Consider the following 13,410-nt stretch of genomic DNA (forward strand, 5'->3'; position numbering starts at 1 on the left):
TGCCGAAGGCTGCGATCTTTTGATCTTGATCTTCGAAACCTTACGGACGCCAAGATCAAAAGATCGCAGCCTTCGGCAGCTCCTACGCCGGGGGCGTGAGCGGTGTGTAGATTGTTGTTCACTATTGTTCATTGTCAATCGCTGAACTGTTCAATTGTTCAGTCGTGGTTGTTCATTTCTGTTCAGCAATGAACGCGGTTCTCCGCTCTTCTCAAGGATTTCCAAGCAGGATCAACAGCTTGTGATTTCTGGCACGAATGTCGCTCTATTGCTCCGGTCGCTTGACTCCAAATAATAAAAAAGGCCGAGCCATGTCATTAACCCTGGAGCACGTCAGCCGTACCGTCGAGGGCCAGACCTGGATCGACGATGCGTGCCTGGTTTTCGAACCCGGATCTTTCAACGTTTTGCTCGGGCGCACGCTGTCCGGCAAAACCAGTCTCATGCGCCTGATGGCCGGTCTCGACAAGCCTGACAGCGGTCGCATCCTGATGAACGGAGTGGATGTCACCCAGCGCCCGGTGCGTCTGCGCAATGTGTCGATGGTCTATCAGCAGTTCATCAACTACCCGACCATGACCGTGTTCGAGAACATCGCCTCGCCGTTGCGCCAGGGCGGTGTGTCCAACGAACTGATCCAGAGCAAAGTCCTCGAAACCGCGAAAATGCTGCGCATCGAGAAATTCCTCCAGCGCCATCCGCTGGAGCTCTCCGGTGGTCAGCAACAGCGCACGGCCATGGCCCGGGCGCTGGTCAAGGATGCCGAACTGATCCTGTTCGACGAACCGCTGGTCAACCTCGACTACAAGTTGCGCGAAGAACTGCGCCAGGAAATGCGCGAGCTGTTCGCGGCGCGGCACACCATCGCGATCTACGCCACCACCGAACCCAACGAAGCGCTCGCGTTGGGCGGCACCACCACCATTCTTCACGAAGGCCGGGTGATTCAGAGCGGCAAGTCTTCCGAGGTGTATCACCAGCCGCAAACGGTGCTGGCGGCAGAGTTGTTCTCCGAGCCGCCGATCAACCTGATGCCGGGCCGGATTGCCGGCAACGAAGTGAGCTTCGCTAACTTCGTGCATTTCCCGCTCAACGTCGATTTGCGCCCGGTGGGCGAGGGCGAGTTCCGTTTCGGCGTGCGTCCGAGCCATATCTCGCTGGTGCCGAGCAACGACGATGACCTGGAATTGGCGGTGACGGTCGAGGTGGCCGAGATCAGCGGTTCGGAAACGTTCCTGCACGTGCGCAATGAGCATTTCCTGTTGGTGCTGCACTTGCCGGGCGTCCACGAATACGACGTCGATGCGCCGATTCGCATCTATATCCCGACCCATAAACTGTTTGTGTTCGATATGCAGGGGCGGCTGGTCCAGGCGCCGAGCCGACGTATCGCGAGGGTTGCCTGATGGCCGAAATCCGTTTGCAGAACCTCGCCCACAGCTACACCCGCACGCCGAATGGCCCCGAGGATTACGCGATTCGCGAGATGGACCATATCTGGGAGCAGGGCGGTGCCTATGCGCTGCTTGGGCCGTCGGGGTGTGGCAAATCGACTTTGCTCAACATCATTTCCGGGTTGCTTAGCCCGTCCCAGGGCCAGGTGCTGTTCGACGGCAACGTGGTGAATGACCTGACCCCGGAGAAGCGCAACATCGCCCAGGTTTTCCAGTTCCCGGTGGTCTACGACACCATGACGGTGTTCGACAACCTGGCCTTCCCGCTGCGAAATCAGGGCATGGGCGAGGCGAAAGTTCACAGCAAGGTGCAGGAAATTGCCGAGGTCCTCGACCTCCAGGCGCTGCTGAGCAAAAAGGCGCGCAACCTCACCGCCGACGAAAAACAGAAAGTCTCCATGGGCCGTGGGCTGGTGCGCGACGACGTCTCGGCGATCCTGTTCGACGAACCGCTGACGGTGATCGACCCGCACCTGAAGTGGAAACTGCGGCGCAAGCTCAAGCAGATCCATGAGCAGTTCAACATCACCATGGTCTACGTCACCCACGATCAGCTCGAAGCCTCGACCTTCGCCGACAAGATTGCGGTGATGTACGGCGGGCAGATCGTGCAGTTCGGCACGCCACGGGAATTGTTCGAACGGCCGAGCCACACCTTTGTCGGCTATTTCATCGGCAGCCCGGGGATGAACCTGATCGACGTGCAGCCCCAGCCCGGTGGTGTGGGTTTCGCCTCGACCCATTTGCCGTTGTCCGACGCCCAGCAGCAACGAATCGCCGAGTCCGAGTGGAGAACCCTGAAGGTCGGCATCCGTCCGGAGTTCATTCATGTGTGGGACGAGCCGTTTGATGACGCGATGCAGGCACAAGTCGTACACGTCGAGGACCTTGGCACCTACAAGATCATGACCCTGAACCTCGATGGCGTTCCGCTGAAAGTGCGACTGGCCGAAGACAAACCGGTGCCCGAAGGCACGGCGTATATCAGTTTTCCGGCGCAGTGGCTGATGGTTTACGCCGACGATTACCTCCTGGAGACGCAGCCATGAACAAGGTGCAGAACAACAAGGCCTGGTGGCTGGTGTTGCCGGTGTTTTTGCTGGTGGCGTTCAGTGCGGTGATCCCGATGATGACCGTGGTCAACTATTCGGTGCAGGACATCTTCGACCAGTCCAGCCGCTACTTTGTCGGCGCCGACTGGTACAAACAGGTGCTGCTCGACCCACGGTTGCACGACTCGCTGCTGCGCCAGTTCATCTATTCCGGTTGCGTGTTGCTGATCGAAATTCCGCTGGGCATCGCCATCGCCCTGACCATGCCGACCAAGGGTCGCTGGTCGTCGCTGGTGCTGATCATCCTGGCGATTCCGCTGCTGATTCCGTGGAACGTGGTCGGGACCATCTGGCAGATTTTCGGCCGGGCGGATATTGGCCTGCTCGGCGCCAGCCTCAAGGCCATGGGCCTGAACTACAACTACGCGGCCAACACCATGGACGCCTGGGTCACGGTGTTGATCATGGACGTCTGGCACTGGACCTCGCTGGTGGCGCTGTTGTGTTTCTCCGGGTTGCGGGCGATTCCGGATGTGTATTACCAAGCGGCGCGAATCGATCGGGCCTCGGCCTGGGCGGTGTTCCGACACATCCAGTTGCCCAAGCTCAAGAGCGTGCTGCTGATCGCGGTGATGTTGCGCTTCATGGACAGTTTCATGATCTACACCGAGCCGTTCGTGTTGACCGGCGGCGGTCCGGGAAATGCCACGACCTTCTTGAGTCAGACACTGACCCAAATGGCCGTAGGGCAATTCGACCTCGGCCCGGCGGCGGCTTTCTCGCTGGTGTACTTCCTGATCATCCTGTTGGTGTCCTGGCTGTTCTACACGGCCATGACTCACTCTGACGCCAACCGCTGAGGTCTGCCATGAGCAAGAGAAAGCTGATTCCGTTGCTGATCTACATCCTGTTCCTGCTGGTGCCGATCTACTGGCTGCTGAACATGTCCTTCAAGAGCAACACCGAAATCCTCGGCGGCCTGACGCTGTTTCCCCAGGAATTCACGCTGGCGAACTACAAGGTGATTTTCACCGACCCGAGCTGGTACACCGGTTACCTGAACTCGCTGTACTACGTGAGCCTGAACACGGTGATCTCCCTGAGCGTGGCGCTGCCGGCGGCCTATGCGTTCTCGCGGTATCGCTTCCTCGGCGACAAGCACCTGTTCTTCTGGCTGTTGACCAACCGCATGGCGCCGCCGGCGGTGTTCCTGTTGCCGTTCTTTCAGCTGTATTCCTCGATTGGTTTGTTCGACACCCACATCGCCGTTGCCCTGGCCCATTGCCTGTTTAACGTGCCGTTGGCGGTGTGGATTCTGGAAGGCTTCATGTCCGGGGTGCCCAAGGAAATTGACGAAACGGCCTACATCGATGGCTACAGCTTTCCGAAGTTCTTCGTGAAGATTTTTATCCCGTTGATCGGCTCGGGCATCGGCGTCACGGCGTTCTTCTGCTTCATGTTTTCCTGGGTCGAATTGTTGCTGGCGCGCACGCTCACTTCGGTCAACGCCAAGCCGATCGCGGCGGTCATGACCCGCACGGTGTCGGCCTCGGGTATCGACTGGGGTGTGCTGGCGGCGGCGGGGGTGTTGACCATCCTGCCGGGCATGCTGGTGATCTGGTTTGTTCGCAACCATGTGGCCAAGGGCTTTGCCCTGGGCCGGGTCTGAGGAACTGATGATGGAATGGATGAGTTGGACCACCCCCACCGCCGCCTTCTTTATCGCCATTGGCCTGATCCTGGTGGGCATGACGACTTGGGAACTGCGTTCGCCGAGCATTCTTCGACGGGGTTTGTTGCCGATTGCCACCACCCGTGGCGATCGGTTGTTTATCGGTCTTCTCGGCAGCGCCTACCTGCATTTGCTGGTAATCGGCGTCACCGACTGGAGCATCTGGGTCGCGTCCGCGTTATCCCTGGTGTGGCTGTTGGCTGTGATGCGTTGGGGCTAGTCGAATCGCTCGGCAAAGTTGCTCCGAAAACTAAACAGGAGGTCTCTATGTTCGACAAAAACAATAAGCTGCGACATAGCATTTCATTGGCAGCCCTGCTCGCACTCAGCGGTTTGAGCGCGTCTGCCTGGGCGGATGCCTACGAAGACGCGGCGAAAAAGTGGATTGGCAGCGAATTCAAACCGTCCACCCTGACGGCGGATCAGCAACTTGAAGAATTGAAGTGGTTCATCAAGGCGGCCCAGCCGTTTCGCGGGATGAACATCAAGGTTGTTTCGGAAACCCTGACCACCCACGAATATGAATCCAAAGTGCTGGCCAAGGCCTTTACCGAAATCACCGGGATCAACGTCACCCACGACCTGCTGCAAGAAGGCGACGTGGTGGAAAAACTGCAGACCGTGATGCAGTCGGACAAGAGCATTTATGACGGTTGGGTCAACGACTCGGACTTGATCGGGACGCACTTTCGCTACGGCAAGACCGAGTCGATCACCGACCTGATGGCCAACGAAGGCAAGGACTTCACCTCGCCGACCCTGGATATCAAGGATTTCATCGGCATTTCCTTCACCACCGCGCCGGACGGCAAGATCTATCAATTGCCCGACCAGCAGTTCGCCAACCTTTACTGGTTCCGCGCCGACTGGTTTGAACGGCCGGAGCTGAAGGCCAAATTCAAGGAAAAGTACGGCTACGACTTGGGCGTGCCGATCAACTGGTCGGCCTATGAAGACATCGCCAAGTTCTTCAGCGAAGACGTCAAGGAAATCGACGGCAAGCGCATTTACGGGCACATGGACTACGGCAAGAAAGACCCGTCCCTGGGCTGGCGCTTCACCGATGCCTGGTTCTCCATGGCCGGTGGCGGCGACAAAGGTTTGCCCAACGGCTTGCCGGTGGACGAGTGGGGCATCCGTGTCGAGGATTGCCACCCGGTGGGTTCCAGCGTAACCCGTGGCGGCGACACCAACGGCCCGGCGGCGGTTTTCGCCACCCAGAAATACGTTGACTGGCTCAAGGCCTATGCACCACCGGAAGCGGCGGGCATGACCTTCTCCGAGTCCGGCCCGGTGCCGTCCCAGGGCAACATCGCCCAGCAGATCTTCTGGTACACCGCGTTTACCGCCGACATGACCAAGGCTGGCCTGCCGGTGATGAACACCGACGGCACGCCGAAATGGCGCATGGCGCCGTCGCCGCGCGGCCCGTACTGGGAAGAGGGCATGAAGCTGGGTTATCAGGACGTGGGTTCCTGGACCTTCCTCAAGTCCACGCCTGAGAAACAAAAACTCGCGGCCTGGCTGTACGCGCAGTTCGTGACCTCGAAAACCGTATCCCTGAAGAAAACCATCGTCGGCCTGACACCAATTCGTGAGTCGGACATCAACTCCCAAGCCATGACCGACCTCGCACCGAAACTCGGTGGCCTGGTGGAGTTCTACCGCAGCCCGGCCCGTGTGCAATGGACCCCGACCGGGACCAACGTGCCGGACTATCCACGCTTGGCGCAACTGTGGTGGAGCCACATCGCCGAAGCGGCCAGCGGCGAGAAAACCCCGCAGCAAGCGCTCGATGGTTTGGCCAAGGACCAGGACGCGATCATGGCGCGGCTTGAACGCTCCAAGGTGCAACCGGTGTGTGGCCCGAAAATGAACGAGGAACGGGATGCGCAGTACTGGTTCGATCAACCGGGCGCACCGAAACCAAAACTGGCGAACGAGAAGCCTAAAGGTGAAACCGTGAGCTACAACGAACTGCTGAAATCCTGGGCGGATGCGCGTAAGTAACACAGTGCTGCAACGTAGTTGAACGGCACCTTCGGGTGCCGTTTTTGTTAGTAACCGCTTCCTCGTTTCAGTGAGTTGCGCACGGCTTTCACTATCGCCCTGTTGAAAGCGTTATGCCCGGCGTGGAGCAGTCGAGAACGAAGGTTGTGGCGTTGACGCAGCCAGTTCAGGCTCGCCATGCCGAAAATATCTTTGATACCTTGGATGACTTCGGTGTTGGCATCGACCACCAGTTCCTCATCCTCGCGGGTAAAGAAGTAGTGATTGACGTGATAGTGCAACTCCAGGCGAATGGCCCGGACGGCCTCCTGGTCGGCAAAGTGGTCGAGCGTGCCTGGGTCCATCGATTGCCCGTCCAGTTGCATGATTGCCTTCAACCAGCCAATGGCGGCGCGGCGTTGTTGTGCCTCGCAGCCGTGGCTCAGTATCTGGTAGATCGCCCGTACGCAGGTCCCTTGAGTGATGGCGGCCAAACCATCGTTCAGGGTTTTGTCGTAGGCGCGGACATTCTCCGCAAACGGCACAAACACCGACACCAGCGTGGTGTTCAGCAGCGTGTCGGGATAGCGCTGCTGATATTGAAGGGCCAGCCAACTGCCCCATGACACCCCCAATAAGCTGATTTTTTTGAAGCCGAAATAGTGGCGCAGGGCATCGATGTCCTCGACACATAGCCCGGTGTCGTTGTGCCGAAGCTCACCCTGGGGGATGGAGCGGCCGCAGCCGCGCTGGTCGAACAGGATGATGTCGAAACAGCGCAAATCGAAGAACTCAAGGTGATGACGCGAACTGCGGCCACCCGGCCCGCCATGCAGGAAAAACACCGGCTCCGTGCCGGGTGTACCGTGCCGTTCCCAATAGAGCTGGTGGCCATCAGCGGTCGGGAAGTAGCCAATGTTCGCTGCGCACAGCATCAGACAGGCACCCGCAGTTGATAAAACTGAAACAGTTCTGTTTGCCCTTCACGGGCGGCGACGCTGGAGATCAGTTGCAGTTCCAGAGTCCGGGCCATGTAGGGCATCGCGATCAGTACCGGTGTATGGCCGAATATGAGCAGCGTGCCCCCCGGTTTCACGCAGGGGATCAAGGCGTTCAATGTCCGCTGCGCTTCCTTGCGGGTCATGACTTCGGCATTGAGGAAGCGAACGATCAGCACATCACAGTGAACGCCTGCCGAGGCGACATTACGGGCATCGCTCAGGAAAAAATCGACGGATGAACTGCCGTGACGGCGTTTTGCGTGTTCGATCATCGACGGTGAACGATCAGAGCCCAGGTAGCGCCGATCCGGAAGCTCACGGGCCAGGTGTGCAATGAACTCGCCCGTCGAACAGGCCGGGTCATGGATCACCGCGCCGGGACTCGACAGTGTCTTGAGCAAGGAGGCGCAGTGCTGGCGCAGGTGAGTTTCGTCGGCGTCCAGTTGCAGGGCGAGTGACTCGCTGCACTGCCAGTAGTCCGCCGGACATACCCATTCCAGGCCTGCGTCATCGATGACGGGAAACGGGAAGCGGATCTCGCTGTCAGGTTGGGCCCGTGCGATGTCGAAGGCGGCGTCCTTCTCTTGCGTGGTGACCTGGCGGAAGTAGACCTCCACGCCTTCGTTGCCCCACTGCCATTGCGTGAGCGGCCCGAGCAACATCCATGGCTTGAGCAGGCTGCTGATGTACCAGCCTTCAGGGTGAGACTGTTGCAGGACTTTGCGGCCGACCCAGTCACAACCGTTTACCCGCAAGACAAACAAATGATGCAGTCCGGGGCCCAAGGGTTCGACGTGGCGATTGAGTTCGCCCGCTTCAATCGGTGCGTTCATGCCATCAACTCCTGTCTGTTTTCCAGGCGCCGCCCTCGGGCCTGCGCAACCACGACGTTGCCGCTGGACACCACGAAAAACCGCTCCAGCCCCGGAATGACAACGTTGACCAGCGTGGTGCCAAGTGTGGTTTGGTGAAGCCGTGAAATACCCAATGAGCGTCCGTGTCGATGCAGGTCTTTGGCCAGCAGGTCAATCTGTTCGGCCAATGGCGGTTCAACGGTAGCGTCGGGCAATGCAACCGTTTGCTGTTCGCACAGGTTCAGTAGCGGGCAGGGATCGAATCGTAAGCAGCGCAGCAGGCGAGGGAACGGTGTGAGATGGCGTTGGGCGTTGCTCAGTTCAGGCTCCGAAGCGGCGTGATGCAACTGCACCAACTCGGTCAGCGCACGCCAGGCGCCATGCCGGGCATCGAGAGAACAACCGCTGCCAAAAACCCTGGGGAGGGTGTCTGGCGCGGTTGAAAAGGCCAGAAAGGTTCGTGCCAGGAATTCGCTGCTGATCTCGACAAGCACGATGTCCGAACCGATTTCCGCTTCGGCGTCCGACCACAGCCGACCGAGTACATCGTGATCGGACGGTCGTGCGACACGGCGCAGGGGCGAGTGGTTTTCGTAGTAAAACTGATCCAGCAGAAACAACGACACCGCATCGCGTTCGATGCATTCATTCGCGGCGTGCAAGATCGCCTCGTTGTCACTGGCGCCAATGGCCGTTCCGCTGTTGCTGGCATAGCGTTGCAGTGCGCGGTAGTTGGTGGTGTCTTGCGCCAGCGGCTGCCGCGAGTAGCCGGGGATGCACAGTGCCATCGGGTAATAAAACGAAGTGTGGGTTATGGCGTCGGTGAACGTTCGGCAAGCGGTGACGGCATTGTGTTGTGCGGTGATCAGTGAAAGTACGGTGTCGTCGGCAAACAGTGGCGTCTCGGAAAAATACCGGGGGTTTAAATACTCAACATCCGAGCCATTGAAGTGCTCACTTAAGTAATGTTCCAGCGTTTCATATAGCGCACCGATACGGGCTGGTTGCGGGTGACCTTTGCCCGCGCCCCTGGCAATGCAAGGCTGGCCGGGCGCACTGACGGCAGCCTGCACCGTGACGATCCGCTGGCCCAGCGTGCGGGTCTCGACGCTCAGCCCCAAGGCCTCCATATCGGCGAGGATTCGCTGTTCGGCCTGTTCCAGCGTCAGTTCTCGTTCGGCAATAGTGAACGTGTCCATCATTCGTTCCCTCGAGAAACGGGGGGCATGGCCCCCACGTTTTTTATGCGGCGTCCAGTTCGGCTTGCTCGTCCTCAGTCAATTGCAGTTCTTCAATTTGCTCGGCGGTTGGCGCTTCCTGCTGTTCAAGATCGATGACTTTGTTGGCGTTCCAGGCACTCATGTAACCCATGATTAAACTCTCTTGTTAGTTGTTGGATGTGCTGCGTCGAGCACGGAGCGACTGTATAAGTTCGGCGTTTGAATCGTCAAAAATGACAGGAAGTTTCAAGGCGTGAATTCGGGGTAGGGTGAAATACGTACATATCAATTTTCGGGTTGACGACTTGAACTTGAAGGTATTAAGGAATTTCAGCAGGCGACGCCCCGTTTTTTGCGACGTACGCCGAGCGATGGAGGGCTTTTCAGGGATTGAAGCGTTTGGGTTTGAAACGACAGGGTCAGAAAACTTGCCAACCCTCATGTATTCGTCCCATGCACCTGTCGGAGATTTCAGCACCACGGCGCAGGGCAATCCTGGCATCCGGGCTATCGGCGATTTTTCACGGTACTCGCACTGACTTTTCCTATGGCGTTTGAAGACACTTCAGAAAGCCACGCACGTCCGGAACGCTCGACGTTCTGCTTCTTGGCCGCCAAACGCAAAAACGGCACCCGAAGGTGCCGTTCTGTATGTTTGGTCGGGGCTCAGGTTAACAGGGCGAGTCTTTCCACTGTTTCCGGAAACCGCGCGACCAGGCGAATCAGGGTCGTCGCCTGAGCATTGGGTTTTGCCCGGCCTTGTTCCCAGTTCTCCAGCGTGCGGGTATTGGTGCGCAGGTACATCGCAAACACCGATCTGGAGAGGTTCAGTTGTTGGCGTATCCGGTCGCAGGTGGGATCGGGATGTAGGACGCGGCTGAGTTTGCTGCGAGGGGATTCTTTGCATGGGCGGGGAGGGTTGAAGGTCAAAAAATCGCAGCCTTCGGCAGCTCCTACAGAGGCGGTTCAACCGCGAATGTTCGGATCGACGTTGCCTGTGTAGGAGCTGCCGAAGGCTGCGATCTTTTGATCTTGAAATCCCAAAATGCAAAAACGGCACCCGAAGGTGCCGTTTCTGTTTTCTACCAAGTACCGCTTACACGATCAACCCGCCAACACGGCCTGCTGAACCAGTACCAGCAACGGCTGCGGATACAGGCCGAGGAAGAACGCCAGTGCGGCGATGGCCAGCAGCATTACGCCGCCTGCACGTTGTTCCCAGTGCAGTTGCGCATCGTGGCGACGCAGGTTCGGCTCGATCAGGTACAGGGTGACCATCACGCGCAGGTAGTAGAAGACGCCGATGGCGCTGCCCATTACCAGGGAACCGACCAGCCACCATTGGTGCGACTCGACGCCGGTAGCGATGATGTAGAACTTGCCGATGAAGCCTGCGGTCAGCGGGATACCGGCCAGGGACAGCATCATCACGGTCAGTACGGCGGTCAGGTACGGACGGCGCCAGAACAGGCCGCGGTATTCGTACAGGGCATCCGCATCGCGACCTTTGTACGGCGAGGACATCAGGGTGATCACGCCGAACGCGCCGAGGCTGGTGATCACGTAGGTGACCAGGTACACGCCGATGGCTTCCATGGCCAGACCTTTGCTCGCCACCAGGGCGATCAGCAGGTAGCCGAAGTGAGCGATGGACGAGTAACCCAGCAGACGCTTGAGGTTGTTCTGGGTCAATGCCAGCAGGTTACCGAACAGGATCGACGCGATGGCGATGATGGTCAGCACGTCACTCAGCACACCGCTGCTTGCCGCTGGCGAGATCTGGAACAGACGCACCATCACCGCGAACACCGCGACTTTGGAAGCGGTCGCCAGGAACGCGGCCACCGGTGCCGGAGCACCTTCGTATACGTCCGGGGTCCAGAGGTGGAACGGCACCAGCGACAGCTTGAACGCCAGGCCGATCAGCATCATGCCCAGGCCCAGTTGAGCCAGCGAGCTTGGCAGACCGGTGGCCGCCAGCGCCTGGCCGATACCGACGAAGCTCAGGCTGCCGGAGTCGGCGTAGAGCAGGGCCATACCGAACAACAGGAACGCGGAACCGGCAGCGGACAACACCATGTACTTGATGCCGGCTTCCAGCGAACGCTTGTTGAAGAAGGCGTAAGCCACCAGACCGTAGACCGGCACCGACAACAGTTCCAGACCGATGAACAATCCGGCCAGGTGTTGCGCGCTGACCAGAACCAGGCCACCGGCGGCGGCCATCAGGATCAGCAGGTACAGTTCTTCGCGGTTGCCCGGGTAACCCGTGCCGCCATCGCCGAGGTAGGCGTGGGCGAGCGTTACACAAGCGAGGGTAGCGACCAGGATCAGCGCCATGTACAAGCAAGCGAAGCTATCGATTTGCAGCAGTGGGGTCACGGCCAATGGCGCGACTTTCAAGGCTGGCAGGATCGACAGCAACGCCAGGTTCAGACCCGCCACGGAAATCAGGAAGGTCTGCGAGTGGTTGCGGCGCCACGCGATGGCCAGCATCACCACGATGATCGTGGCGGTGGTGATCAACAACGGCGCGAGCGCGATAAAGTGTTGAGTCGTGAATTCCATAGCGCTCTTACCGGGCCGAAGCGAGTTGAGTGAAGGCGGTGCCGAGCCACTGCTGCACGCCATGCATCGTCGCGGCAGAAGTGTCGAGGAACGGTTGCGGGTACACGCCGATGTAAATCAGCAGCATCGCAAGCCCAACCACCATGATCAGTTCGCGAGCATCCATGCCATGCAGCACCGCGTCCGACTTGGACGGGCCGAAGTAGGCACGGTGGATCATGATCAGCGAGTAGACCGAACCGAACACCAGGCCAGACGTCGCAATCGCGGTGATCCACGGGGCTGCGGCGAAGGTGCCGATCAGAATCAGGAATTCACCGACGAAGTTACCGGTACCCGGCAAGCCCAGGGACGCGGCGGCGAAGAACAGGCTGATGGCCGGCAGGTAAGCGATCTTCGACCACAGGCCACCCATTTCACGCATGTCGCGGGTGTGGGTGCGTTCGTACAGCTGACCACTCAGGATAAAGAGTGCAGCGGCCGAAACACCGTGGGCCAGCATCTGGATCACCGCGCCTTGCAGCGCCAGTTGGCTGCCGGAGTAGATGCCGATCAGTACGAAACCCATATGGGAAACGGACGAGAAGGCGATCAGACGCTTGATGTCGGTTTGGGCGAAGGCCAGGAACGCACCGTAGAAGATCCCGACCAGACCGAGGGTCATGGCAATCGGCGCAAACTCGGCCGAGGCATTCGGGAACAGCGGCAGGGCGAAACGCAGCAGACCGTAAGCCGCCGTCTTCAACAAGATACCGGCCAGGTCGACCGAACCGGCCGTTGGCGCCTGGGCGTGAGCATCAGGCAGCCAGGAGTGGAACGGTACGACCGGCAGTTTCACCGCAAAAGCGATGAAGAAGCCGAGCATCAGGATGTACTCGGTGGTGAGCGACATCTTGGTTTTCAGCAGGTCGGCGTAGTTGAAGGTAATCACGCCGGTGCTGTTGAAGTTCACCAGAACCAGACCCAGGATCGCCACCAACATGATCAGGCCGGACGCCTGAGTGAAGATGAAGAACTTGGTCGCCGCGTAGATCCGGGTTTTCTTGCCGTCCGAAGAACTGTGACCCCAGAGCGCGATGAGGAAGTACATCGGCACCAGCATCATTTCCCAGAAGAAGAAGAACATGAACAGGTCGAGGGCGAGGAACACGCCGACGACACCGCCCAGAATCCACATCAGGTTCAAGTGGAAGAAGCCAACGTGACGCTGGATCTCTTTCCACGAGCAGAGGACCGAGAGGATACCCAGCAGACCGGTCAGCAGGATCATCAGCAGCGACAGGCCGTCGAGAGCCAGGTGCACGCTGATGCCGAAGCGCTGGATCCAGATGTGCTTGAACTCAAGCGCCCAGACCGGATCGGCGCCAGGCGCCGGAGCAAATGAATAGTTACCGTGGGCCCACAGCCAGAGGCCGAGCGCGAGTTCCAGGGTCATGGTCAACAGCGCAATCCAGCGGGGGAGGGTAGCGCCGAAGCGCTCACCCATCCAGCACAGCAGGCCGCCGATGAAGGGGATCAGGATTAGCCAAGGCAGAATCAT

General features: G+C 59.1%; 13 protein-coding genes. 6 read left to right on the top strand and 7 right to left on the bottom strand.

What is annotated here, in order from left to right:
- Positions 1-311 precede the first annotated feature (311 nt).
- From V5E99_RS10310 to V5E99_RS10335, 6 genes are read left to right on the top strand one after another with little or no spacing between them, the layout of a single operon-like run.
- Complete coding sequence (locus V5E99_RS10310; RefSeq protein WP_499802372.1) at positions 312-1,406, top strand: ABC transporter ATP-binding protein; 1,095 nt, start codon at positions 312-314, stop codon at positions 1,404-1,406.
- Positions 1,406-2,503, top strand: coding sequence for an ABC transporter ATP-binding protein (locus V5E99_RS10315; RefSeq protein WP_499802373.1), 1,098 nt, complete (start codon positions 1,406-1,408; stop codon positions 2,501-2,503). Before V5E99_RS10310 ends, V5E99_RS10315 begins: the two co-directional genes overlap by 1 nt.
- Positions 2,500-3,366: a carbohydrate ABC transporter permease gene (locus tag V5E99_RS10320; protein WP_499802374.1), complete on the top strand. Its 867-nt coding sequence runs from the start codon at positions 2,500-2,502 to the stop codon at positions 3,364-3,366. The genes V5E99_RS10315 and V5E99_RS10320 overlap by 4 nt, the downstream gene beginning before the upstream one ends.
- Positions 3,367-3,374: 8 nt before the next feature.
- Entirely contained in the window at positions 3,375-4,175 is an 801-nt protein-coding gene (locus tag V5E99_RS10325) for a carbohydrate ABC transporter permease (protein ID WP_005789022.1), read from the top strand.
- A gap of 7 nt (positions 4,176-4,182) precedes the next feature.
- On the top strand, positions 4,183-4,458 hold the full coding sequence (locus tag V5E99_RS10330) for a DUF2160 domain-containing protein (RefSeq protein WP_499802375.1): 276 nt from the start codon (positions 4,183-4,185) through the stop codon (positions 4,456-4,458).
- Between the two features lie 47 nt (positions 4,459-4,505).
- Positions 4,506-6,248, top strand: coding sequence for an ABC transporter substrate-binding protein (locus V5E99_RS10335; protein WP_499802376.1), 1,743 nt, complete (start codon positions 4,506-4,508; stop codon positions 6,246-6,248).
- Between the two features lie 47 nt (positions 6,249-6,295).
- Here V5E99_RS10335 and V5E99_RS10340 read toward each other — a convergent pair whose 3' ends face one another.
- The 7 genes from V5E99_RS10340 to nuoM form a co-directional block, all read right to left on the bottom strand.
- Positions 6,296-7,162 (bottom strand): alpha/beta fold hydrolase, encoded by an 867-nt coding sequence (locus tag V5E99_RS10340; RefSeq protein WP_499802377.1) that lies wholly within the window; start codon positions 7,160-7,162, stop codon positions 6,296-6,298.
- Complete coding sequence (locus tag V5E99_RS10345; protein WP_499802378.1) at positions 7,162-8,061, bottom strand: class I SAM-dependent methyltransferase; 900 nt, start codon at positions 8,059-8,061, stop codon at positions 7,162-7,164. Before V5E99_RS10345 ends, V5E99_RS10340 begins: the two co-directional genes overlap by 1 nt.
- Positions 8,058-9,281, bottom strand: coding sequence for a YcaO-like family protein (locus tag V5E99_RS10350; RefSeq protein ID WP_499802379.1), 1,224 nt, complete (start codon positions 9,279-9,281; stop codon positions 8,058-8,060). Before V5E99_RS10350 ends, V5E99_RS10345 begins: the two co-directional genes overlap by 4 nt.
- 43 nt (positions 9,282-9,324) lie before the next feature.
- Positions 9,325-9,453, bottom strand: coding sequence for a hypothetical protein (locus V5E99_RS10355; RefSeq protein ID WP_499802380.1), 129 nt, complete (start codon positions 9,451-9,453; stop codon positions 9,325-9,327).
- A 515-nt stretch (positions 9,454-9,968) separates the two neighbouring features.
- Positions 9,969-10,106, bottom strand: a complete 138-nt coding sequence (locus V5E99_RS10360; protein ID WP_499802381.1) for a helix-turn-helix domain-containing protein — start codon at positions 10,104-10,106, stop codon at positions 9,969-9,971.
- Between the two features lie 300 nt (positions 10,107-10,406).
- Positions 10,407-11,870 (bottom strand): NADH-quinone oxidoreductase subunit NuoN, encoded by a 1,464-nt coding sequence (gene nuoN, locus V5E99_RS10365; RefSeq protein ID WP_499802382.1) that lies wholly within the window; start codon positions 11,868-11,870, stop codon positions 10,407-10,409.
- Between the two features lie 7 nt (positions 11,871-11,877).
- On the bottom strand, positions 11,878-13,410 hold the full coding sequence (gene nuoM, locus V5E99_RS10370; protein WP_499802383.1) for an NADH-quinone oxidoreductase subunit M: 1,533 nt from the start codon (positions 13,408-13,410) through the stop codon (positions 11,878-11,880).

The organism is Janthinobacterium sp. LPB2021202312-11-4 (assembly GCF_037049705.1).
GTDB lineage: Bacteria > Pseudomonadota > Gammaproteobacteria > Pseudomonadales > Pseudomonadaceae > Aquipseudomonas.

What these genes read in the sequence shown, in the direction of transcription:
- V5E99_RS10310 (WP_499802372.1), top strand. Translation starts at nt 312, where the DNA reads ATGTCATTAACCCTGGAGCACGTCAGCCGTACCGTCGAGGGCCAGACC.
- V5E99_RS10315 (WP_499802373.1), top strand. Translation starts at nt 1,406, where the DNA reads ATGGCCGAAATCCGTTTGCAGAACCTCGCCCACAGCTACACCCGCACG.
- V5E99_RS10320 (WP_499802374.1), top strand. Translation starts at nt 2,500, where the DNA reads ATGAACAAGGTGCAGAACAACAAGGCCTGGTGGCTGGTGTTGCCGGTG.
- V5E99_RS10325 (WP_005789022.1), top strand. Translation starts at nt 3,375, where the DNA reads ATGAGCAAGAGAAAGCTGATTCCGTTGCTGATCTACATCCTGTTCCTG.
- V5E99_RS10330 (WP_499802375.1), top strand. Translation starts at nt 4,183, where the DNA reads ATGATGGAATGGATGAGTTGGACCACCCCCACCGCCGCCTTCTTTATC.
- V5E99_RS10335 (WP_499802376.1), top strand. Translation starts at nt 4,506, where the DNA reads ATGTTCGACAAAAACAATAAGCTGCGACATAGCATTTCATTGGCAGCC.
- V5E99_RS10340 (WP_499802377.1), bottom strand. Translation starts at nt 7,162, where the DNA reads ATGCTGTGCGCAGCGAACATTGGCTACTTCCCGACCGCTGATGGCCAC.
- V5E99_RS10345 (WP_499802378.1), bottom strand. Translation starts at nt 8,061, where the DNA reads ATGAACGCACCGATTGAAGCGGGCGAACTCAATCGCCACGTCGAACCC.
- V5E99_RS10350 (WP_499802379.1), bottom strand. Translation starts at nt 9,281, where the DNA reads ATGGACACGTTCACTATTGCCGAACGAGAACTGACGCTGGAACAGGCC.
- V5E99_RS10355 (WP_499802380.1), bottom strand. Translation starts at nt 9,453, where the DNA reads ATGGGTTACATGAGTGCCTGGAACGCCAACAAAGTCATCGATCTTGAA.
- V5E99_RS10360 (WP_499802381.1), bottom strand. Translation starts at nt 10,106, where the DNA reads ATGTACCTGCGCACCAATACCCGCACGCTGGAGAACTGGGAACAAGGC.
- nuoN (WP_499802382.1), bottom strand. Translation starts at nt 11,870, where the DNA reads ATGGAATTCACGACTCAACACTTTATCGCGCTCGCGCCGTTGTTGATC.
- nuoM (WP_499802383.1), bottom strand. Translation starts at nt 13,410, where the DNA reads ATGATTCTGCCTTGGCTAATCCTGATCCCCTTCATCGGCGGCCTGCTG.